Here is a 21,932-nt window from a genome sequence, read left to right on the forward strand (position 1 = left end):
ATGATTGGAGCCGCATGATGGCTGTTGCGAACGTCCAACGCGCCACCACGACCGACCCCGCCGCCGTCCGGCGCAAGCTGTCGGGCCCGCAAAAGGCCGCGATCCTGTTTCTGTGCCTTGGCGAGAAGCGCGGCTCGGCGCTCATGCAGCAGCTTGACGACGATGAGATCCAGCGCGTCACCCGGGCGATGTCGGGGCTGGGGTCGATCTCATCGGAGACCGTCGAGCAGGTGCTGAGCGATTTTGTCGAGGGCATGACCAACGGCGGCGGTGTCGTCGGGTCCTTTGCGGTGGCCGAGAACCTGCTGCGCTCGCTGCTGCCGGGCGATCAGGTCGAAGGCATACTCAAGGACATTCGCGGCCCACTGAAGGAGCGCGATCTCTGGGCGCGGTTCAGCGGGCTGTCGGAAAACGTCATCGCCAATTACCTCAAGGGCGAGCACGAGCAGACCATCGCGGCGATCCTGACCAATGTGCGTACCGATGTGACCGCCAAGGTGCTGCCGCTGCTGGGGCCGGAAAAGATGAACTCGGTGGTCGAGCGGATGATCCGCATGGAAGCCGTGCCGCACCACATGATGCGGCAGATCGAGGAGTCGCTGCAGAGCGACATCATCAACGCCGGCGCGCAGCCCACCGCGACAGAGCAGCAGCAGCGTATGGCGGATCTGTTCAACAAGCTCGACCGCGGTGCATTTGATGCGATGGCGCCGGCGCTGGAGGCGTCGATCCCCGACGCGTTCATGGCGATCAAGGCGAAAATGTTCACCTTCGAAGACCTTGTGAAGCTCGAACCGATGGACCTCGCGCGGATCATGCGCGGCGTGCCGGGCAACACGCTGCCGACGGCGCTGCGCGGCGCCAGTCAGGATGCGCGCGATGCGTTCCTCAACGCGCTGCCGGGGCGGTCGCGCGACATGCTGGTGGAAGAGATGGAAGGCATGGGGCCGGTGCGTCGCCGCGACGTGAACGCGGCGCAGACGCTGATGCTCGACTACGCGCGCCAGCTGGCCGACGAAGACCAGATCCGTTTGCCGCTCGGGGACGACGAAGACGAGGTTTACTGAGCGCCGCGTGCCGGACCCGCCAAGGGTCCGGCATCAATTCAGCGCGACCGGTAGCCGCTAAAGCCCTGAATGCTCTCGATGTCGATGGTCACCGGGACAAAGCTGCCCGATCCACCGCTGGCGGCGCTGGTCACCAACTGAACGGCGGCGTTGTTCGACGTAAGGTCCGAAGTGGCATCGCTGATCGCGACGTATTTCTGCACGAGGCTTTCGACGTAGTCGGTATCGCCCAGCCGGTCGATGTCGATCCGGCGCGAGATAAGTGCGGCCTGCTTGTCGATATCGCCGGCGGCGATCTCGTCGGGCAGCCCAAGCGCGGTGCGGACGAACTCGGCCATATCGCTGTCGGCGAGAATTTCGTAGGCGCTGGTGACATCCGCGGCCTTGCGGCGAAATTCCAGCAAGGTGCCAAGCGCCTCGTTGTCCTCGGACTTTTCGTTCACGTAAGTCGTGTCGACATAGGCCTCGACAATTTTCGCCTTCCAAGCGTCGTCCACGGTATTGAGGTTGGCCATACCGTTTTCGCTGAAGCCCATGGCGTTGTAGAAGGTCTCGAAGCGCTCGTCGGTGAGCCGGTTCACCAGCGCCTCGTCATCTTCGATGTTGCTCTTGAGGACCTTCTCCATCATCGCCTTGCCGAAGATCTGATCCTCCAGATCATAGGCCTTCATGACGAAGCTGTAGAGTTTATAGTCGCCAACAAGATCGTCGACGGTTTCGACGCTCTCGATGTTTTCCATGAAATAATCGATTGCGCGCTGATGCTCCGCCTCGTTCTCGATCATCCCCTTCTCTTTGCCCTCGGTCTTGTCGACAATGCGAAGGGCAAGACTGGTGGAGAGGCCAGCGACGGAGATCATGTGGAGATCCTCGTTGTGTCAGTGTCCGAGGGCTCGTCGCCCGGCGGCGGGCTCAGCACTTCGTCCTCGCGCTTCATCAGCGGGCGCAGTTGCCGCAGAGCCGCGAAATACTCGTTCTGGCTGACGTTGTTGGCGGCTTCGAACACATGCATGCGCAGTTCGGAGCCGAAGGCGGTCGCGAGCTTGGCCAGTTGCTGCTGCGCTGCCGAGACCAGCTTTTCACGGCGCTCGGGGTAGATCAGAGCGCTCTGGATCAGGAAATACGCGGCGCGCACGGGGGTTGCCGCGGCCTCGGGTTTAAGAAGGTCGGTTTCGCGGATGATGTCGGCGCGGTTTTCGATGGTGAGCGTGCTTTTACGCCCACCATTACGCATCATGCAGCCGTTCACCACGATCCGTTCATACGGTTTTAGCGTAAGGCTGAGCGCCATCTTGATTTACCCCTGACACGGCCGGGCGCGCGGCAGAGAGCCCGGAAAGAATACTTTGGTTGACGTCTATCAGCGCCGCGAGTCCTTCGCCACCTCCGATCACCGTGCCGCAGGTGCGGTCGGCCCAGAGCGAGATCGACAGAAGGTTGGCGCGCAAGGCCTCGGGCAGCGCATTGCGGCTGCTGGCCAGATCGTCGCGCAGCTGCGCCCACAGCCGCCGGTTCTGCGCCACGGCTTCGCGCAGCCCATCGGCGAGAATGGCGTGACGGGCCGACCTGTCTTTGGCGGCGGCCCAGCTGTCGCGGTGCAGTTCCATGGCGCCGGTGATCCGCGCAAAGACGCGGGCCTCAATCTGGCGCGGGGACTCGCTTTCGCGGATCGTACGCTTGTATGCGGAGATGCTCATTCCGTTCCTGCCTTTGCTCCCCCGGCTGCGCGGGGTGACCTGTGAGCCGGGCCCGGTTTGTCCGAAGCTCCGACGGAAAGGGGGCGCCTGTGGCGCCCCCTCATTATGCCATCAGAAGTTGTGTCACTTCCAGAGAAATTACTGGAACAGCGACAGAATATTCTGCGGCGAGGAGTTGGCGATGGACAGCGACTGCGTCGCCAGCTGCTGCTGGACCTGCAGCGCCTGAAGCCGTGCCGCTTCCTCTTCCATGTCCGCGTCGATCATCGCGCCGATGCCGCTGTCGATGTTGTCGACAACCGCCGACAGGAACTCCTGCTGGTTCTCGACCGACTTCTCGGACTGGCCAAGCTTGGTTGCGATATCGGTGGTCAGACCCAGCACGCTTTCTGCCGAGGACAGAGCGCCGGCAAGGAAGGCCGCGCCGGTGGTCGAGAGGTTTGCCTTCGTGGCGAAATCGTCCGCCAGTGCTTTGAACCCGTCAACCAGTGTCGCGAGGTCATGCTCGCTGACCGAAATAGTCGTCGTCCCGAAGGTGTCACCAGCACGGCTGATGCCCGTCACGACATCGCGCGACGCACCTGTAGCGAAGTTGCTGTTGGAGCCGAGGGTAAGAACGCCGGTCGCGCTCGCGGCAGTCCCGCTCGTGATAACGCCAGCTGCAGAACCATAGTCACCAGCGGCCAGCAGGTCGTCGCCGTTGAAGGTCGACTGGCTGAGCGTGGTTTCCATTTGCTTGACCAACTCGTTGAGATCGTTCTCGATCTCGGTCTGGCCGCCTTCCGCGCCCTGCGCGAAGGAGATCTTGTCGAGGAAGTCCTGCGCCAGGTCCTGGATCGTTTCGGCGCCGAGGCGCGCGGTGGCGATCGAGTTTTTGGTCAGCGTCAGGCCTTCGTTGATCGACGAGTAGGACGAGCTGTCGCCCTGCATGGTCTCGGAGATCGAGAAGTAGGCCGCGTTGTCCTTGCCCGATTCAACCTTGAGGCCGGTCGAGATGCGGTTCTGCGTGGACTCGAGGTCCTTGTTGATGCTGCGCAGCGTCGAGAGCGCGTTCATCGCGCTTGCATTGGTATTGATGGAAGACATTGTATCTGCTCCGATTTCTATCGTTGTGCTTCGCCTTTCTGGCGAAAACGGTCCTGCCGTGCGGTCACCGTATCACGTGAGATTGGAGCCAGGAGTTAAAGGAAAGTTAACGCTACACCGAGTGATCGTAACGTTGCTTCTGAGTAACGCATTGTGGCTTTTTCGAGCCATCTCTGCCATAAACACCCCGCAGACTTTGGCGCTCGCGGATCCGGTCGATCTCGCGCGCCACTGCACCAGTGGCTTCGGTCATGCGCTGCAGCAAGGACAGATCGCTGTGAATCAGCTTGCGAAGTTCTGCGAGGCGCTCGCGCAGCTTCACCGAGGCCGGATCGTCGCCGCCCAAAAGCGCCTCGGGATCGGCAAAGACGCGTTCGATTTCGGCCAGAAGCTCTTGCTTGCGGGGGAACAGTTCCTCGACGCGGGCAAGCTCCCCCTTGCCGATGGCGGCGATCTCGTCGCGCAGCAGTCGGGCCAGGCGGTCAACGAGTGCGGTGGCGCGGGCGGGGGTCATCTCGGTCATGTATCGTCTCCACGGCGGGCAGTTGCGGCATAGGCGTTCATCGCCTGCTCAAGGTTGCGCGCGATGCCGGCGCCGCCTTGTTCTGCCATCTCTTTGCCGAAGGCCTCGGCGAGGAAATAGCGCCATTGCTCTTCCGCCTTGCCGCCACCGAAATCGCCAAGATCGACTTCCTTGAGCATCTCGTCGACCATCTCGGTGAGGAACATCGCCTCGAATTCCTTGGCGGCGCTGGCCGGGGCGTCACGGGCAATGGCACCGGGCTGGGCGATCTGCGCGCCGGTGACCTGCAGTGCGGCCATGGATGTCTTCACGTCCATTCGGACCTCCCCTAGATGATTTCCAGATCGGCGTGCAACGCGCCCGCAGCCTTGATCGCCTGCAGGATCGAGATTGTCTGGGTCGCACTCAGCCCGATCGCGTTGAGCGCATCCACCAGCCGCTGCAGGCTGACGTCCGCGCCCTCGAGAATGGTGAAATGCGCCTCCTGTTCGTCGACGCCGACGGTGGTCCGCGGCACGACGACGGTGGTGCCTCCGATGGTGATCGGGTCGGGCTGACTGACCTCGGCGTCTTCTCGCACCATCACCGTCAACCCTCCCTGACTGACCGCAACACGGTCGATCCGCACGTCCTCGCCAATAACGATCGTGCCAGAGCGCGCGTCGATCACCACTTTGGCGATGGCGTCGGGATCAACACGGATGTTCTCGACGTCCGAAAGGATGCCTGCCACGTCGCCCTTGCCCGCGCCATGCAGCGCGACCTCGACGGTGCCCGGGTCAAGCGCTGTGGCGGTGTTGGTGCCCATGCGTTTGTTGATTGCGTCGGCCATGCGGGTGGCGGTGGTGAAGTCAGGATTGCGCAGCGCCAGCCGGACGGAATCCAGCGTCGCCAAGGAGAACTCGATCTCGTTTTCCACCGTCGCGCCGTTTTCGATCCGGGCCACCGTTGGAACCCCCTCCACCACCGAGGCCGCCATGCCCTGCGCGGCGTAACCGGCCACGGCGATCGGGCCTTGCGCCACCGCATAGACATCGCCATCCGCGCCGGTGAGCGGGGTGACGATCAGCGTGCCGCCGCGCAGCGAACTGGCATCGCCGAGCGAGGAGACAACCACGTCAATGGGCGAGCCGAGCCGCGCGAAGGGCGGCAGCATCGCGGTGACCATGACCGCGGCGGTATTGTCGGTCTGGATCTGGTCGTCCGACAGATTGCCGACACCCAGACGTTCCAGCATCGCCTCGATACTCTTTTCGGTGAACGGGCTGTTGCGCAGGCTGTCGCCGGTGCCGTTGAGGCCGACCACGAGCCCATAGCCCACCAGTTGGTTCTCGCGCACGCCTTCGACGGTCGCGATATCCTTGATGCGGACATCCGACGCCGCGGGGAGCGCGGCAATGAGCGCCAAGAGGAGGGCGCCGAGACTGGCTGCGAAACGCATGAAGCTTCCTGCGGCTGAGGGCTGACTACGAATGTCCATATAACAAGGATTAAACATCCGCGCAGCAATTTCTTCAACGACATTCTTCAAAACTAATCATGCTATCCTTGTGTATTGCTTGACCGCAGTAAAAATTGTGAGCATGATCAGCGCATCCAGCCATGGATATTGAATGACGGCGGCGCATCGGGAGAGCAGTGTGCATATCTATCTTTACGAGCCACGTTCGAATTCCTTCCATGGGCTGCTGTCCGAGCTTGAAGCCGCGCATTGGCAGACGGTGGCCGTAAGCGACGACTTCTTTGAACGCGAACTGGATCTGCTGAGCAGCGATGGCTATGCCGACAGGCCGGTGCTGCTGTCCGAGCAACCGCGCACCGTCGAGCACATCTACCGACTGCGAAAATCCGGCTGCCGCAATCCGATCCTCGTGCTGCGCGACCAGCGCGACCCCGAGGCGGCGATGGAGACGCTGGATGCGGGCGCCGACGACGATATCGTCGGGCCGCTCACCGGGCCGGAGTTGCGTTCGCGGGTCAATGCGATCACCCGGCGTTTTCACGGCCACGCGGCGGGATCGGTGCAGATCGGCGACGTCACAGCGCATTTCGATGGGCGCGACCCGGACGTGGCCGGCACGCCGATGCGGCTGTCGCAGCGCGAGTTGGCGATCTTTCAGCAGATTGCGCTGGCTGCGCCGCGCGTGGTCTCGAAAGCGGTGATCTATGACGCGGTCTACGGCATGTCCGAGGATCAGCCCTTCGACAAGGTGATCGACGTCTACATCTGCCGTATTCGCAAAAAGATCGAAGAGATGTCGCCCTCGGGCGATCCGCATATCCGGACCATTCGCGGACGCGGCTACAAGCTGGCACCGGGCGCCGAGAGCAAGCGGGAGGCCGAGGCGCCCCGCCTCAGCCTTGCCGCCTCATCGCATGTAATTCAGAAAGCTCAGCTGGGATAGGCGCGCGGTGACGGTGTAGCTGGCCTCAAGCTGGGTCTGCAGCATCGTCACATTGCTAGCCGCCTCGTAGGCATCTACGCCGTCCAACTCCAGCAGACGGCTCTTATAGAGCGTCGCGCGATCGGAAATGCGTTCGTTCTGTTCCTCGATGCGCGCCGAGGCCGAGGAAACCATGGTTTCCCGCTCCAGCAGGCCATTGACGCCCGAGCCCAGCGTTTGGATCGCCTCATCCATCCACGCGCCATAGGCCTCATCATTCTCGATGCGGGCGGGGTCGGTGGCGGTGAGCATCGCGAGCCCCTTGATCACCTCGCGGAAGGCCTCGTCATCGCCCTGTACGCCGTAGGTTATGCTGATGCCGTCACCGATCTCGGCGCTGGCTTGCGCGTTGCCGGTCGAGCCGTTGTAGATCAGCGACTGGAAGTTGGTGTCCGCGTCGGCTGCGGTGTCCGAAAAGATCGCGTCGAACTCGGCTATCGCCGCGTCGACGTCGGCGACCGAGGACAACCCGCCTGCAAGAAGATCTTCGAACACCTGCTGCGGGGAGAGCCCGCTACCCTCTTGCGCAGTGCTCCAATCCTGCAGCGACGCGGCAGTGCCCGACGTGCCCGAAAACAACGGCTGCCCGGCATAGGTCTGGCCCGCCTGCGCGATCAGCGAGACCAGCGCCCCCTTGGCCGCTGTTTGCAGCCCCGCTGCGGTGCCTGCTTGGCTGTCTGCGCTGCTGACGGCGAGGTCGAGCACCTCTTGCACCGTTTCACGCATCGAATTCAGCGACTGGCTGGTCATGTCCAGCCGCGAGATCATCACTGTGTTGACCGAGGATTGCGCCTCGTCCTTGTCGAGCTGCGCGCTGAGATTGAGCGCCTCGGCGGCGCTGACCCCAAGCGATTTGTAGATATCCGACTTGTATCCGGTCGAGAGCTCCTGCTCGGCGCGCGACAGCTCATTGGTCAGATCGGCGGCCTGATTGCGCCGCAGCAGACTGGAATAGAGCGTTGAAGGTCCGGTGCTGAGATAAATCATATGGGGCTCCGGGATCAGAAGGATTCGATCAGCGTGTCGAGCATGCCAAGCACGGTGGTCATGACCTGCGCGTTGGCGGCATAGGCCTGTTCGATGGTCACCAGTTGCTGCAGTTCGTCATCGACGTTGACGCCCATGAAGCCAAGCCGGGTTTCCTGCACGGTCATGGCGCCGGCGGCAAAGGCTTCGGCCTGCGTTTCGGCGCTGGCGCGGGTGCTGTTCTGGCTGGCAATCAGCGACGACATATAATCGGCAAGCGTCGCTTCGCCGTCGAGGCCGAGCGAGGCATCAAAGCTGGTCGGACTGTCGAGCCCCGAGATGAAGGCATTGAGCTGGGTGGCATCGTTGGCCTGCCCTTCCGCCGTCGCCGCCATGCCGTCGCGCAGGCGCCAGAGGTTTCCGCCCTCTTCGGGCAGAACGGCATTGTTGACCGCGATGCGCCCGGCAAGCCCCTCTTCCACCGGATCGCCAAGTGCGTCGCCCGCATCGGTGAACAGGCCCGCCTCGCCCGCGCCGAGCGAGGCATCGGCCTCTTCCATCACGCTCACAAGGGCGCGCGCCACTTCGTCCAGTTGAGCGCTCATCTCGGGGATGATGTCGTTGTAGAGCTGGATCTGCCCGGCGAGGGAGCCTTCGGAAATGCCCCGCGCGCCGGTGACGCCGGCCGTGATCTCGACCTCGCCGGCACTCAGAACGCCGGTGCTGGCGTCGAAGCTCAGCTCGGTCACCTCTTCGCCCTGCAGCAGCGGCGTGCCGCCGGTGGTAAAGATCTCCATGCGGCCCTTGGAGTCGGTGCGCAGGGTGAAATCCATCTGCTCGGCAAGCGCGTCGAGCTTTTCCGTCATCTCGTCGCCAAGCGCCATTTCCTGACTGTCGCTCAGCTTGCCGCTGGTCAGCCGGGCGTTCATCTCGGACAAATCGGCGAGCGTCGCGTTGATCCCCGAAATGTCGCTGTTGATCCCGCCCAAAGCCTGATCGCTGGCCTCCCCGAGCTTCTCCGAGGCGCTGTTGAGCTGGTTGGCCAGTTGCTGCGCATCGGTCACGGCGGCGCGTTGCAGCCCACTGTCAGACGGCGTTGCTGCGGCCAGCGACAGCGAGCTTTGCAGATCGGTGAGCCGGGACAGCAGCGTGTTGCCCGACTGCGTGTCACCCAATTCGGCGCTGTAGAGCGACAGCCCGCTGGCGATCGCATCCTGCGTGGCCGTGCGGGACACCTCGTCGCGGTACTGGCTGTCGAGCGAACTGCTGACGGCGCGGGAGATCTCGCTCACCGAGACGCCGCCCAAAGCGTTGCTTTCCACCACCGTGCTGCGCCGCGAATAGGACGCGGAGTTGGCGTTGGCGATGTTGCTCGACGTGGTCTGCGCCCAGCGGGAGGTGGTGGTCATCCCGCTGCGTGCCGCGTTGAGGGCCCCGGTCAGGCTCATGGTGCGATCCTATCTGCCATATGCGTCAGCGTTTGAGGTTGACGGTTTCGTTCAGCATCTCGTCTGCGGTGGTGATGATCTTGGCGTTCGACGAATAGGCACGCTGGCGCTGGATCAGGCTGGTCAGCTCCTGCGCGATGTCGACGTTCGAACCCTCGACCCCGCCCGAGGTCAGCGTGCCGGTCTCGCCGGTGCCTGCGGCGCCAAGGTAGAAATCACCGGACTCATTGGACACTTGGAAAGTGGAGTTGTTCGATGTGGCCAGCCCGTCGGGGTTGGTGAAAGTCGCCAGCGGCACCGAGTAAAGAACCTTGCGGTTGCCGTTGTCGAACAGACCCCAGACATCGCCGCTCTCGTCGAACTCGACGCTGGTCAGCACGCCGCTTTCCGCGCCGTCGGCATTGACGTTCATCGGGGTGTAGTCCCCGGCGAACTGGGTCAGCCCGTCAAATTCGTTCGGCGCGCCCAGCGACAGCGTCAACTGCTGCGGTACGTCGCCGTTGTTGATGGTCAGGGCCATCTCGCCGGTGGCCGCATCAAAGGCGAAAGCGGCGGGCGCTGCGGCCAGCGAGGTGGGGTTGGCATATCCGGCCGGCGCACCGGCGTTGGCGCCGCTGTTGTTGAAGTTCATGGTGACGGTGCCATAGTCGCCGTCCGGTCCCGCGACGGTGACCTCCCATGCGTCGTCCACATCGGTGGGCTGGAACGAAAGGGTCAGCCGGTCTGCCTCACCCAGCGAGTTGTAGAACTCGACCGATGTGGTGAACGCGTCGCCGGGCTGGTCGACGCCGGTTTCCTGCGACGGCAGCGTGCCACTGATCGACACCTCGGTGGAGGCGGTGCCGTTGATAGCCTCACTGGAGATGTTCACCGGCTCGAGATCGGCAAACGTCGCGCGGTCAACCGCGCCAAGCTCGCCATTGTCATCGTAGCCATATCCCATCAGATAAAGCCCCTGCCCGTTCACCAGATTGCCGTCCTCGTCCGGCGCGAAGCTGCCGTCACGGGTGAACATATTGCCAGTGCCGAAGCCGGTTTCGATGTTCGAGTTCACCACGAAGAAACCATTGCCATTGACCGTCAGGTTCGAGCTGACCGAGGTTTCCGTATAGGTGCCCTCAGTGCTATTGGCGTGATTGATGGTCGTCGCCACACCGGTCGACGTGCCGCCGGTGGGAGACGTCGAGCCAGACGTGATCATCTGCGCAAAGCTGCGGCGATAGCCGATGGTATCGGCGTTTGCGATATTGTTCGAAATGCGCTCGACTGCGTTCGAGTTCGCCGAAAGGCCGCTAACCCCGGCCGCCATCGCGTTGGAAATGCTCATGTCCGTCTCGCCCTGTTGGTCGAAGGTGAACCCAATGTTCCCTAGTCACTTAGGAGGCAGGGGTTTCACCATGGTTAAAACCGTCTTTACTTGTTCTGATCCAGCAAAACCGCGCCGGATCTTCGCTGATCATGCCCTCGGGCCGATCAGTTCAACTGATTGACGTCCGGCAGGACGTCCAGCGTCTCTTGCGCCTTGTCGATCCGGGCCCGCGCGGTGTCTTCGCGCAACGGCAGCAGCGCCGGGGCATCTGTGGTCAGGCCGCGTGCAATCTCTGCCCAGCCGGGAAGCTCGGCCAGCGAGGGGAACTCACGGGCAAGCGCCGCGGCACGGTCCGCATTGCCGCTGCGGTGCTCCGACAGCAGCAGCCGGATGGCGTCGGGCAGCGGCATGTCCGCACCCTCGCGCTGATGCAACCGATCGTAGGCCGCCGCCGCCTCGGGCCAGTCGCCGCGCTCGAAATGCGCAAGCGCCCGCAGCCGCAGGATCTGCGTCGTCTCACCGGTGCCGCCGCTGCCGTCCAGCAACTCGGCGGTCTGGCCGGTTTCATCAAAATAGCGGGCCGAAACCAGATCGAAGCGTTCCTTCAGATCCGGATCCGTCAGGGTGATCGGCTGCAAAAGCAGCGTCCCGAGGGCCTCGAACTGGCCGCCCGCCAGCAGGGTCTCGGCCTCTTTCACCTTGAGACGGGCCAATTGCCCCTCGTCCGCGGTGGTGATGCCCAGATCCTGCGCCGCCGTAAGGTAGTCGTGAGTGGTGGCATATTCTTCGGCGGCAATCTTGGTGGCGCCGGCCTTGCGGAACGTGTCGGCAAACAGCTCCGAGGCCAGTGCGAAATTCTGCGTGAAGCGGAAGTAGCGCGCGATGCGGCTGTGATCGGCCATGAACCGGCCAAGCGGGATCTCTCCTTCGGCCCCCTTGCGATAGTGCTCTTCGATCAGGGCGCGGGCTTTCTGCTGTGCCGCCGTCGCCTGCGGCGTGCCAGAGCGGCGCATGACGATGAGCCCGTAGCTTTCGATCGCGTTGGTGGGCTGGCCGGCAATCACCTGCAGGGACGCCAATTGGTCCAGCGTCTCGCCAGCCGAGGCGTCGCCGCGCCACATGTCGGTTTCGAGCTTGAGCAAGCGGATCGCCTCGGTCGTGGCAAGCGCATCATTGGTCAGTCCCAGCGTGACCAGCGCGCGCCGTGCGCGATGCGCCCAGATATCCTGCCCGTCGATCGCGCGCACGTAGCTGTCGAAAGCGGCCAGCGGCTGATCGACGGATTCCGCGACCTTGCCCAGCATGAAGTGGTAGGCGGTGCTGTCCTTCAGCTCCGGATAGCCTTCAAAGGCCGCGGCGATGTCGCGGGCCAGGCGCCACTGCCCGGTCTCGATCGCACAATCCAGAAACCCCGGCAAAAGCCGCGCCTGCACGGGCTTGGGAAAACGCGCCAGCCGCGCGACCGCGTCTGGCAGCAGCGGACCGGCCTCGCTGCAGGCGGCGTCGCGAATGTGAGAGATGGCAAGGAACAACGGCTGGTCCGGCCAGCCAGAATGCGCCGGATCGAGCAGCTTTGCGGCGCGCTCGGTCAGCGGCGTGCCGCGCGGGTCGATCAGCCCAAGCGCCAACTCGAAGGAACGCGCCCGCAGCTCATGCGCGGGCGGCACACCCGCGCCGCCGACCGATTGCAGCACCGACAGCCCTTCGGGCGCCATGGCGTGGGCAAAGAAGAACTCTGCAAGGTCGGTGAGCGCCCGCGCCTGTGCCGGCTGGCTGTCTCCGGCCGCGATCACCGCATCCATGAGCCGAGCGCGCTCTTCGAGGAAAGGCTGCTCGGGGCGCTGGCCGATGTAGAGCGCGGGCGGGTCGATCACCTGCGGCTCGGGCAGCAGTGCGGGGGTGAACTGCGCAAATTGCTCGAGCCCACCCCGCTCGGCAAGCACCGGGCAGGCGCAGAGCAGCAGCGCCATCACGGCCGCATGCTTCCCCACGAATGCACAAGAATAGCTTACCACTTACGCCTGCCTGATCATCATTATGCTTGCGTTACCTTAGCAAAACCCGCATCATCAGCAAGAAAAGAATGATCGAGCAAATACTGATGGGCAATTTGCATGGATAATTCGATCTATGTCGCGCTTTCCCGGCTGACCGCGCTCGAGCGGCAGATGGATGTGACGTCGAACAATATCGCCAACGCCAATTCCACCGGCTTCAAGGCCGAGCGCGTGCTGTTCGAAACCTACCTGCAGGAAGACGACGCGGCGCTGGCCGGGGATGGCACGAACTATGTGCTCGACCGCGGGTCCTACGTGGACAATTCGTCCGGCGCGGTAATGCCGACGGGCAATACGCTCGATCTCGCGCTCAGCGGCGAGGGCTGGTTTGCTTATGAAAGCGCCGACGGACGCACCGCCTTCGGGCGCGACGGAGCCTTGGTGCTCGACGCGCAGGGCCGGGTGATCACCGCCAGTGGCGCGCAGATCCTCGATGCCGGGGGCGCCCCCATGGTGCTGCCGCCCGCGCAGGCCTCGACCGTCAGCATCTCGGACGACGGGGTGATTTCGGACGCCGAGGGCGCGGTGCTGGGTCAGGTGGGCGTCTTCACCCTGCCCGACCGCCAGAGCCTTGGGCGCGTGGGGGGCGGCATGTTCGTTCCGCAGGAAGGCAATGCCCAGCTTGTCGCCGACGACACCGGCACGCGGGTGATCCAAGGCGCTGTCGAAATGAGCAACGTTCAGGCGGTGACCGAAGTGACCCGGCTGATCGACATCCAGCAGGCCTATCAGCAGTCGCTGAATCTGGTCCAGCAGGACGACGAGCTGAAAAAAGAAATGCTGAGCCGCATCCGGAACAGCTGAGGAAGGGACCACCATGAAGGCACTCGGAATCGCCGCAACCGGCATGATGGCGCAGCAGACCAACGTCGACGTCATCTCCAACAATATCGCCAACGCCAACACCACCGGCTTCAAGGCGTCGCGCGCCAGCTTCACCGACCTGATCTACGAAAACCTCGCGCGCGAAGGCGCGGTGACCGCCGAAGAGGGCAACACCCGCCCCACCGGCCTCGACATTGGTCTCGGCGTTCGCACCGCAGGCACCGTGCGGCTGAACACCCAAGGCGGCCTCGCACAGACCGAGAACCAGCTCGACATGGCAATCGACGGGCGCGGCTACTTCACCGTGAACATGCCCGACGGGGCGCAGGCCTATACCCGCGACGGCTCGTTCCGCCTGTCCGCCGAAGGTCAGATCGTCAACGAGCAGGGCTTCGAGATCGACCCCGGCGTCGTACTGCCCGACGACACCGTGTCCATCGCGATCAGCGAGACCGGCATCGTCAGCGCCTACGTTGGCGACGACACCGTACCGGTCGAGGTGGGCCAGCTGACGCTCACCACCTTCGTCAACGACGCTGGGATGCGCCCGCTGGGCAACAACCTGCTGGAGGCCACCGTCGCCTCGGGCGATCCGATCCCGGCGGTGCCCGGCGATGAGGGCGTCGGCATTCTGCGTCAGGGCTATCTGGAAAGCTCCAACGTCGACATCATCCGCCAGATCACCGATCTCATTCAGGCGCAGCGCGCCTATGAGATGAACTCCAAGGCCATCGAGACCGCCGACCAGATGATGTCCGCGGCCAACCAGATCAGGTAAGCCATGCGCCATCCCGTTCTGCGCCTCGCCTCGCTTCTCCTCGCGCTCGTGCTGGCGCCGCTCGCTGCGCGCGCCGAAGAGCCCGCAGTGCTCATCGAAGAGCAGGCCCGGATGAGCTGGGCCGAGGCGTTGCCCGCGGAGGCCAGCCTGCGGGTGCGCTTCAAGGGGGCGCAGATCGAGAGCGCCGAGATGATCTCGGCGTTCTGGATGGATCGCGACAGCGGCCAGTTCCTTGCCAATGCGGTCACCGAAGAGGGGGTGACCCATCGGCTGCAGGGTTTCGTGGTCGCCACGCAAAGCCTGCCGGTGCCGACGCGTCGCCTGATGCCCGGCGAGCTGATCTCCGCGTCAGACATCAAGACGGTCGACATGCCGCTGAGCCGTGTCGGCGCCTTCACCGTCACCGACCCCGACGGGCTGGCGGGAATGCAGGTGCGCCGGATGCTGGCGCAGGGCCGCCCGGTGATGACCCAATCGGTAATGCAGCCGCTGGTGATTGGCCGCGGCGACAAGGTGAATATTCTTTATGACGATGGCCGTTTGGTGGTCACCGCCCCCGGTCGCGCGCTGACCGATGCCCACCGCGGGCAGGACGTGCGCATCGTCAATCTCGTCAGCAACGCCCCGCTCGTCGCCATCGCGCGCGAGGAAGGGCTCGTGGAGGTGATCCGATGACCCCGCTTCGCCATGGCCTGTTGGCCGTCTCTGCGCTCGGCCTGCTGGCCGGCTGCGGCAGCCCCGCCTTCGACCGCGATCCGGAGGTGAGCCGCGTTGGCCTTGATCCGCAGACCTTGGCCGAGGCGCGCAGCGTCAACATACCGATGCCGCCGCCCAAGCCCGACCGCATCCCCTACCGGGCCGAAGGCGCCTCGCTGTGGGAGCGCGGCTCGTCCGGTTTCTTCGGCGACCAGCGTGCGACCCAGATCGGGGACATCCTCACCATCCTCGTCGAGATCGAGGACGAGGCATCGCTGAGCAACGAATCCGACCGCAACCGCACCGGCAGCTCAACCATGGGCTTCCCCAGTTTCTTTGGCTACGGCACCCAGATCGACAAGATCCTGCCCGGCGTCGGCCCCGAAGACCTGCCCTCGGACAACATCGTCGACATCACCTCGACCACCGGTGCGTCGGGCTCTGGCTCGATCGACCGCGAGGAGACGATCAACCTGCGCATGGCCGCGCTGGTGGTGCAGGAGTTGGCAAACGGCAATTTCGTCGTCGCGGGCCGGCAGGAAGTGAAGGTGAACGAGGAGCTGCGTGAACTGCGCGTCACCGGCATTATCCGCCCGCAGGACATCGACCGCACCAATGCCATTCCCTATGACAAGATCGCCGAGGCGCGCATCTCCTACGGCGGGCGCGGCTCGGTCAGCCGCCAGCAGACCCGCGGCTACGGCGAAGACGTCATGGACGTAATCTTGCCGTATTGATCGAGAAGTAGCCGGATTCACGCCGCTATTTGAGAAAACTCTCGCCCGAATCGTCGGCCATACCGGACCCTGACAGTAGAAACTGCGGGACTTCGTTATGAAGAAATCATATTTAGCCTTGGCCGCGCTGCCCCTGATCTTTGGGGCCGTTGGCTACGGCGCCGGACAGGTTCTGGCCCCCGCTGCGCCTCAGGTGGAAGAGCGGACGGCAGAAGCTGGCCCTTCCGAGGCCGAGCAGATCCTTGACGATCTGGCGACCGAGGCCCCCGACAAAGCCGCCTCTCCCGAGGATGGCGGCGCGATCGGGACCGAGCAGCACAACGAGCACGCCGACAGCGGCGCGGCGCGCGAAACCGAGATCAAGGCCGATGTGGCCGAGGTGGAAACCCCGCCCGGCGTGCTGACCGAGGACCGTCTGGGCGACTCCAGCGTGGTGACGCTGGGCAAGATCAGCGTGCCGGTCTACCGCGCCGAAAGCATCACCTATGTGGTATCCGAGGTCGGCGTCGCCATGCGCGACAGCCAGACAGCCGTCACCTTCAACGTCGCCGAAAATGCCTCGCGGCTGCGCGACGCGATCCTCACCTCGATGCACCGCGCCGCGGACGGTCCGGCAATGAAAGGCGTGAACATCAACACCGGCGATCTGTCGAAGGCGCTGTCGGCAGACCTGAAAAAAGACTTCGGCGACGATGTCTCCGAAGTCCTGTTCCTGTCGCTGGTAAAGGCTGACGTGCCCCGGACCTGATGGTCCGGGCGCGCCGCTTGATCAGAGAATTTCCTCGACCGCCCCGGCAAGCACGCTGTCGCCATTCTCCAGATGGAGCGTGGCGAGACCGTCTTCATAGGTCATGCTGCCCACCTTGGCCGGGGCGTAGGTCTGCGCGGGTACGCTGTTGCCATCCGCATCCAGCGCTTCGACGCTCACCTTATAGCCGCCCGCGGGCAGCGGCAGCCCCTCATAATCCATGCCATCCCACGTGACCGTGTGGCGTGCGCCCGCCGTGGCCTCAAGCCCGGTGTAGCTGCGCAGCACCGTGCCATCCTCGGCGGTGACCGTCATCGTCACGCTCGCGGCGTCTGCCGCCAGCGCGTAAGACAGATCAGCCGACGCCCCGTCGCTGCCCAGCGTGACATCATCGGTCGCCGCAACCACCGAGCGCCCGATCAGCGACAGGCCCGAGATCGCCCCCATGGACGCCAGTTGCGAGGCGATGCCTTCGAGGTTCGAGTTGGTCGCCACCGACTGCTCGACCTGGCTGAGCTGCGCCAGCTGCGAAATGAAGGTGGTGCTGTCCATCGGCTCGAGCGGGTTCTGGTTCTCGATCTGCGCGGTCAGCAGGGTGATGAAGCTCTCATAGTCCTCGGAAAGCTGGCTCATCGAGGAACTGGCCGATGTGGTGGTCGTGCTTGTGGTGGTGGTGCCGAATGGATCAATCGCCATGGAAAACCGTCCCCGTCAAATCCTGATGTCCACGCTACCCTCGGGCAGGCGGAGTGTGTCTGTCTGCGCCGCGTCGGCAAGGCTGGCCGCCTCGTCGCCCGCGGGCCCGTAATTCATAAACCCGCTGCCGCTGTCGTCGGTGCCCTGCCCGCCGGTGTCGGCACCCAGATCGGAGAAGCTGAGCGCGCCCTCGTCGACCGCGTGCCCGGCGTCCCGCAAAAGCGCGACCAGCCCGTCGCGGTCGGCCCGCAGCGCCGAAAGCACCGCCGCCTGATCGGCGCGCACCACCACCTGCATCTTGCCCGCTTCGTCCGGGCCGAGCGCGATCTCCACCTTGCCCAGCCCCTCGGGTTTCAGTTCCACCTTGATCTGCCCATCATCGCGCATGTTGGCGCGGATTTGCCCAAGGATTTCCTGCCCCTGCGGTGCCGCCATCTGCGGCGCGCTGCCGGCAAGCTGCGCCGCTGCCATGGGGCTTGCCGCCCCCGGCATCGCCGACACCGGGGCGAGCGGCGTGGCCTGCGCCTGCAGCGTCGCGCTTTGACCGGGCTGTGCATCAAAGTTCAGGGCTGCGGATGCCAGCGCGGCCGAGGAGGTCTGCGGCGAGCGGAGCGTGTCGGCTGCGAAATCCGGTGCCGCATCGCCCCCGGTCTCGGCTCCCTGACCGCCGGTCTGCGCGGTGCTGCCGGCGTCCGCATTGCGAAGCCTCTCGGCCGCCAAACCGACAATATCGCCCCGCGCCAGCGGCGCTTCGCCTGCTTGCACGGCCCCGGCCCCTCGCATCGACGCCACGCCCATCTGGTCGAGCCCCGCAAGCACCGGTGAGAAGCGCATGGCCACCTGCTCGGTCATCTCTGTTGCCACATCGAGGGCGCGGCTCAGGAGCGCGGCGAGTTCTGCGCCGTCGCCGGCGATCTCGCCCCTCCCCGCCAAAAGCCCCTGAAGATCCGACAGCCCTTCGGCCAGCATGCGCCAAGGCGTTTCACTTTCGGTGCCAGTCGCAGAGGCGGGTGCCGTCGTGGCATCTTCCTGGGCCGCGGCCAGCTCGGCGACCATCGCCTTCATACGATCCATCAGCGCCGGATCTGCGGCCAGTTCGGCACCGAGACGCGCCAGAACCGGGGCAAGGATATCGGAGATCTCATCGTCGCTCAGATCGGGATCGGACAGCGCGGCTTCGGTTTCGGTAAGAAGCTTGGCGACCTCGCCCGTCTGGCCTTCCTCGCCTTCTGCCGCGTCATCACCACCAATCAAGGCAAGCAGGCTGGCAAAGGGGGTCTCGGCCTCAGCCTCTTGTGTGGCCGCGACCTCGGTGCCCGGTGTGGTCCCGCCAAGCGCGGTAAGCATATTGATCATGAAAACACGTTCCGTGAAAAACCCCGGTCGATAAGATTGCGGCGCAGCCTCAGCATGGCGCGCTTTTCCACCTGCCGCAGCCGGTCCTGCGACACGCCGAGATCGCGCGCAATGCTGCCGAAGGGTTCGGGGTCGGGCTGCAGGCGACGGCGGCGGATCACCTCGGCCTCTTCCGGTGTCATCGGCGCCAGCGCCTCGGCCAAAAGCCGGGTGAGCATGGCGCGCTCGCTCTGTTGCGAGACCAGATCTTCGGGCCCGAGGTCGGCAGAGACAAGTATGTCGCGCGGGCGCTGATCATCCTCATCGTCCCCCCCGTCGAGCGCAACGATGCCCTGCGTCGCAAGGCGGATGAGCGCCCGCTCCTCCTCTGGCAGCCGCCCGGATTGGGCATCGAGAAAGGTGCGCGCCGGAATATCGATCACCGCCTTGATCCGCGACAGCGCACTGGAGACACCATTCATCACCCACCACGCGGCATAGGTCGAAAACCGCACCTCTTGCTTGCGGTCAAAACAGTCGGCGGCCTTGATCAGCCCGAGCATGCCCTCTGCCGCCAGGTCCTCAAGGTGCACCGGGTTGTCGGTGAAGCGCGCCGCCTGTGACCACGCCTGCCGGGCATGCGACCGCAGCAGCACCTCCAGCGCTTTGCGGTCCCCGCTATCTTGCCAGCTGCAGATGGCGCTGCGTTCCTGATCTACATCGAGAAACGGCTCGCGCATCGCGGCTTGGTACGTCATGGACATCATGAAGAAACGCCCAACTCATTCTTGCCTGCAAGAATAAGTAAACACAGTTCTTCAACTGGCGGAAGAATATAATGATTTATTGAAGGTTAAACCGGGCCGCGAGGCTGCTCTGCAACGGCACATCTTCGCGCTCGGGTGCGCCCATCACGGCGCGCAGCATCATCTCGGTGCGCCCCGCCCATTCCGCAAGGCGCAGCGGCGTGTCAGACACCTGCAGAAGATCACCGGGAACATCCAGCGGATCCGGCGACGAAAACCCAGGGTCGAGATCGGCCAGATAGAGCGCGAGTTGGCGCTGCCAGAGGAAATCGGGGCGAGAGAACAGCGCGGGATCGGGCAGCATCGGACGGCTGTCAGCCAGCCAGTGTCGCGCCAGACAGCGCCCCAAGCCGATGCTGAAGCGCTGTGCGTCTACCCGATGCCCCTCAAGGCGCAGCGCAGCGGCGCGGCGCGCGGCGGCATGCGCCATGATATAAAGCGCGTCGGTTTCATGCTCCATCGGCACGCCGCCAAGGCTTTGCGCCAGCAAAAGCGCCTCTCCGACGCTCTCGCCGAGTTGCTCCGAGAAGGATGTGCCGCCTTGCGGCAGCATCACGACCATCGTGCCGTAGGGCATATCCACCGGCAGCTCTTCGACCAGCACGTCGCCGAGCGGCAGGGCCGGCGCCAGTTCCAGCTCATCGGCCATCACCAAGGGACGCGTGCAGGTGCCACCGGCGCGTAGAACCACCGCACGAACCGGCAGGATCGCTGTGAAGGCGGCCTGAAAGCGCGCACCATAGGCTTTGTCCGGCAAAGAGACTCCGTCCCGCCAGATCAGTCTAAGTACATCGCCACTACGCATGATCGTTACCTGTGCCCCATGAGTCTTTCCCCAGGTTCACATTATGTTTTGAGAAATTCTTCGCAAACCCATCAAATGTTAACCCTGCCTCTAGATATAGATGTCTTGACGTTCGAAGACTCTATATCGGGGCGCAGGACATAGGAAGTTAAGGTACTGTATTTGTGCGATTCTTGAGCATGACGGAAGCCGTTTTCAAGTGAGAGAAGTCGCCTCACACCCTCGGGATTTTCTTAACATTTTAGAAATTTCGTGTGGACATGCAGGACACTGCGGCAAAAGGAACACTAGATATGGTGAAAAAGACCGCCCCTGTTCCGCCGGCAGCCCCGAGGGTCAGGGCTGCGCGGAGGTCGGATATTGCAATGTGACGCTGATGCGACGGTTTTCCGGGGCGGCGGGGTGCTCCGGATCAAGCGGTGCGGTGTCGGCAAGGCCCGAAATTCGGCTGATCCGAGCCGGGTTCACCCCGGTGTCGACCAGCACGCGGCGGGTGGCATTCGCCCGGTCGGCCGACAGCTCCCAGTTCGAGTAGGTGCCAGCGCGGGTGTAGGGTACGGAGTCCGTGTGACCGGAGATGGTGATCTCGTTCGGCAGGTCGACGATGGCTTCAGCGACGATCCGCAGCAGATCCCGCGTCCGCGCCTCGATCCGGGAACTGCCCGTTGAGAACATCGAGCTGCTGTTCTTATCGACGATCTGAATCTCCAGCCCGTCGGCGCTGCGCTCGAACAGCAGGTTCTCTTGCAGCGCCTGCAACTGGGGATCATCGGCGACGCGATCGGTGATCGTCTCTTCGAGCCGCGCCTGCGTGTCCTGCCAGTCCCGCTCGGCACGCTCAGCTTCGGCGGCGTCCGCCGCGGCCTGCGCAGCCGCAACGCCATCTGCGACACCGTTTTCGCCGGTGTTGATGGTCTGACTGTCCTGCTGGCCCTCGGGCCGACTGTCAAACTCGACCACAACCCGCGAGTCCGCATCGCGCAGGCGGCTGTCAAACACCGCCAGCGGGTTCTCCTGACCGAAGCTCGGCAGTTGCACGGGCGTATGCGGACCGTCGGTGCCGCTCATGACGCCATCGTCCCCCAGCACCATCCCATCAAGCAGACCTTCGCCCCGCCCCCCGGCTTCGGACAGGCTGGGCGTGAAGTAATCGGCAAGCCCGCGAAGCTTCTCCTCGTCAGAGGCGGCAAGGATCCAAAGCAGCAGGAAGAAGGCCATCATCGCGGTCATGAAGTCGGCATAGGCCACTTTCCATGCGCCGCCGTGGTGTCCGTGTCCGCTGGTTTCCTCGACCTTCTTGATGATGATCGCTTGCTCGTTCCTGCCCGCCATAGTGCCGTATTACTCCTGCCCCGCCATCACCGCGCGGTCGTATTTACCAAGCCCGGCCTCCTTGGCGTGGGCAGCTTTCTTGCGCGAGTAGCTCGGGGCCACCAGCGGGAAATCCTCGGGCAGATTGAACGCGGCGCGATATTGCGCTTCGGTCATCCCATGCTCAGCGCCAAGGTGACGTTTGAGCATCTTGAAGCCGCGCCCGCAACACAGGCAGTACACCTTGTCCTCGGTCACCGCCTGCGCAACCGGCAGGGCCGGCCGCAGGGCACCTTCAGACACTGGCGTCGGCGCTTCGCTAGGCGCCTCGTGGACCTCCCCGGTCAAGCGCCGGTAAAGGTTCACAATTTCGTCCGGGCTTACGTCCGGGCGCGATGCATAGGCCGCCACGATCCGGGCCACCATGTCCTGAGAGTCGTCATGTCCATTCATCTTAACATCCTGCCAATCGTCTTCTGCGCTCGCATCGCCGGAACCAGACGGTCTTCTGTCCGCCCTTGCCTGTTCACCATGTTATCTGTTCTTGAACAGACGTGCCCGACGACGGGGACTGCACTTTTACCTTACAGAGATTCTT

24 protein-coding genes are annotated in these 21,932 nt (G+C 64.0%); 7 read left to right on the top strand and 17 right to left on the bottom strand.

All coding sequences use genetic code 11. The features are described from left to right. Window positions 1–17: 17 nt before the first annotated feature. Window positions 18–1,067: a flagellar motor switch protein FliG gene (locus tag ACXAJT_RS16410; RefSeq protein WP_475236995.1), complete on the top strand. Its 1,050-nt coding sequence runs from the start codon at window positions 18–20 to the stop codon at window positions 1,065–1,067. Between the two features lie 38 nt (window positions 1,068–1,105). Here ACXAJT_RS16410 and ACXAJT_RS16415 read toward each other — a convergent pair whose 3' ends face one another. The 7 genes from ACXAJT_RS16415 to ACXAJT_RS16445 all read right to left on the bottom strand — a co-directional run bounded on the left by ACXAJT_RS16415 (window position 1,106) and on the right by ACXAJT_RS16445 (window position 5,814). Next, on the bottom strand, window positions 1,106–1,927 hold the full coding sequence (locus tag ACXAJT_RS16415; protein WP_475236997.1) for a DUF1217 domain-containing protein: 822 nt from the start codon (window positions 1,925–1,927) through the stop codon (window positions 1,106–1,108). Further along, window positions 1,924–2,358, bottom strand: a complete 435-nt coding sequence (locus tag ACXAJT_RS16420) for a flagellar biosynthesis repressor FlbT (protein ID WP_475236998.1) — start codon at window positions 2,356–2,358, stop codon at window positions 1,924–1,926. Before ACXAJT_RS16420 ends, ACXAJT_RS16415 begins: the two co-directional genes overlap by 4 nt. Next, window positions 2,327–2,764 (bottom strand): flagellar biosynthesis regulator FlaF, encoded by a 438-nt coding sequence (locus tag ACXAJT_RS16425; RefSeq protein WP_475237000.1) that lies wholly within the window; start codon window positions 2,762–2,764, stop codon window positions 2,327–2,329. Before ACXAJT_RS16425 ends, ACXAJT_RS16420 begins: the two co-directional genes overlap by 32 nt. A gap of 138 nt (window positions 2,765–2,902) precedes the next feature. Continuing rightward, on the bottom strand, window positions 2,903–3,850 hold the full coding sequence (locus tag ACXAJT_RS16430; protein WP_475237001.1) for a flagellin N-terminal helical domain-containing protein: 948 nt from the start codon (window positions 3,848–3,850) through the stop codon (window positions 2,903–2,905). 112 nt (window positions 3,851–3,962) lie between these two features. Beyond that, window positions 3,963–4,373: a hypothetical protein gene (locus ACXAJT_RS16435; RefSeq protein WP_475237002.1), complete on the bottom strand. Its 411-nt coding sequence runs from the start codon at window positions 4,371–4,373 to the stop codon at window positions 3,963–3,965. Further along, window positions 4,370–4,690 (bottom strand): rod-binding protein, encoded by a 321-nt coding sequence (locus tag ACXAJT_RS16440; RefSeq protein WP_475237003.1) that lies wholly within the window; start codon window positions 4,688–4,690, stop codon window positions 4,370–4,372. Before ACXAJT_RS16440 ends, ACXAJT_RS16435 begins: the two co-directional genes overlap by 4 nt. Window positions 4,691–4,701: 11 nt before the next feature. Beyond that, window positions 4,702–5,814: a flagellar basal body P-ring protein FlgI gene (locus tag ACXAJT_RS16445; protein ID WP_475237004.1), complete on the bottom strand. Its 1,113-nt coding sequence runs from the start codon at window positions 5,812–5,814 to the stop codon at window positions 4,702–4,704. A gap of 199 nt (window positions 5,815–6,013) precedes the next feature. Here ACXAJT_RS16445 and ACXAJT_RS16450 point away from each other — a divergent pair, with 199 nt between their 5' ends. Then, a complete protein-coding gene (locus ACXAJT_RS16450) occupies window positions 6,014–6,778 on the top strand; it encodes a response regulator transcription factor (RefSeq protein WP_475237006.1) in 765 nt (254 codons plus the stop codon). On the opposite strand, the gene ACXAJT_RS16455 is transcribed toward ACXAJT_RS16450, so the two are convergent. The 4 genes from ACXAJT_RS16455 to ACXAJT_RS16470 form a co-directional block, all read right to left on the bottom strand. After that, a complete protein-coding gene (locus ACXAJT_RS16455; RefSeq protein ID WP_475237007.1) occupies window positions 6,743–7,804 on the bottom strand; it encodes a flagellin in 1,062 nt (353 codons plus the stop codon). The genes ACXAJT_RS16450 and ACXAJT_RS16455 overlap by 36 nt on opposite strands. A 14-nt stretch (window positions 7,805–7,818) precedes the next feature. Beyond that, on the bottom strand, window positions 7,819–9,231 hold the full coding sequence (gene flgK / locus ACXAJT_RS16460; RefSeq protein WP_475237009.1) for a flagellar hook-associated protein FlgK: 1,413 nt from the start codon (window positions 9,229–9,231) through the stop codon (window positions 7,819–7,821). 25 nt (window positions 9,232–9,256) lie between these two features. Further along, entirely contained in the window at window positions 9,257–10,558 is a 1,302-nt protein-coding gene (locus tag ACXAJT_RS16465) for a flagellar hook protein FlgE (protein ID WP_475237010.1), read from the bottom strand. A 146-nt stretch (window positions 10,559–10,704) separates the two neighbouring features. Next, entirely contained in the window at window positions 10,705–12,510 is a 1,806-nt protein-coding gene (locus ACXAJT_RS16470; RefSeq protein WP_475237011.1) for a hypothetical protein, read from the bottom strand. A gap of 144 nt (window positions 12,511–12,654) precedes the next feature. Between ACXAJT_RS16470 and ACXAJT_RS16475 the strand changes: the two genes are divergently transcribed. The 5 genes from ACXAJT_RS16475 to ACXAJT_RS16495 all read left to right on the top strand — a co-directional run bounded on the left by ACXAJT_RS16475 (window position 12,655) and on the right by ACXAJT_RS16495 (window position 16,381). Next, entirely contained in the window at window positions 12,655–13,401 is a 747-nt protein-coding gene (locus tag ACXAJT_RS16475; RefSeq protein ID WP_475237012.1) for a flagellar hook basal-body protein, read from the top strand. A 13-nt stretch (window positions 13,402–13,414) separates the two neighbouring features. After that, the gene (flgG, locus tag ACXAJT_RS16480) at window positions 13,415–14,200 is read left to right on the top strand and encodes a flagellar basal-body rod protein FlgG (protein ID WP_475237013.1); all 786 of its coding nucleotides are present in this window, start codon (window positions 13,415–13,417) and stop codon (window positions 14,198–14,200) included. Between the two features lie 3 nt (window positions 14,201–14,203). After that, a complete protein-coding gene (gene flgA, locus ACXAJT_RS16485; RefSeq protein WP_475237014.1) occupies window positions 14,204–14,875 on the top strand; it encodes a flagellar basal body P-ring formation chaperone FlgA in 672 nt (223 codons plus the stop codon). Beyond that, window positions 14,872–15,633: a flagellar basal body L-ring protein FlgH gene (flgH, locus tag ACXAJT_RS16490; protein ID WP_475237015.1), complete on the top strand. Its 762-nt coding sequence runs from the start codon at window positions 14,872–14,874 to the stop codon at window positions 15,631–15,633. The genes flgA and flgH overlap by 4 nt, the downstream gene beginning before the upstream one ends. A 97-nt stretch (window positions 15,634–15,730) precedes the next feature. Further along, window positions 15,731–16,381, top strand: a complete 651-nt coding sequence (locus ACXAJT_RS16495) for a hypothetical protein (RefSeq protein ID WP_475237018.1) — start codon at window positions 15,731–15,733, stop codon at window positions 16,379–16,381. 21 nt (window positions 16,382–16,402) lie between these two features. On the opposite strand, the gene ACXAJT_RS16500 is transcribed toward ACXAJT_RS16495, so the two are convergent. The 6 genes from ACXAJT_RS16500 to ACXAJT_RS16525 form a co-directional block, all read right to left on the bottom strand. Next, complete coding sequence (locus tag ACXAJT_RS16500) at window positions 16,403–17,077, bottom strand: flagellar hook assembly protein FlgD (RefSeq protein WP_475237020.1); 675 nt, start codon at window positions 17,075–17,077, stop codon at window positions 16,403–16,405. Window positions 17,078–17,092: 15 nt separating this feature from the next. Beyond that, window positions 17,093–18,433, bottom strand: coding sequence for a flagellar hook-length control protein FliK (locus ACXAJT_RS16505; protein ID WP_475237021.1), 1,341 nt, complete (start codon window positions 18,431–18,433; stop codon window positions 17,093–17,095). After that, entirely contained in the window at window positions 18,430–19,179 is a 750-nt protein-coding gene (locus tag ACXAJT_RS16510) for a sigma-70 family RNA polymerase sigma factor (protein WP_475237022.1), read from the bottom strand. Before ACXAJT_RS16510 ends, ACXAJT_RS16505 begins: the two co-directional genes overlap by 4 nt. Window positions 19,180–19,255: 76 nt before the next feature. Beyond that, on the bottom strand, window positions 19,256–19,975 hold the full coding sequence (locus tag ACXAJT_RS16515) for a hypothetical protein (protein ID WP_475237023.1): 720 nt from the start codon (window positions 19,973–19,975) through the stop codon (window positions 19,256–19,258). Window positions 19,976–20,359: 384 nt separating this feature from the next. Beyond that, window positions 20,360–21,355 (bottom strand): flagellar motor protein MotB, encoded by a 996-nt coding sequence (locus tag ACXAJT_RS16520; protein ID WP_475237024.1) that lies wholly within the window; start codon window positions 21,353–21,355, stop codon window positions 20,360–20,362. 9 nt (window positions 21,356–21,364) lie between these two features. Continuing rightward, complete coding sequence (locus tag ACXAJT_RS16525; protein ID WP_475237026.1) at window positions 21,365–21,787, bottom strand: Ros/MucR family transcriptional regulator; 423 nt, start codon at window positions 21,785–21,787, stop codon at window positions 21,365–21,367. Window positions 21,788–21,932 lie beyond the last annotated feature (145 nt).

Source organism: Salipiger sp. ABF4_146, from assembly GCF_056161345.1.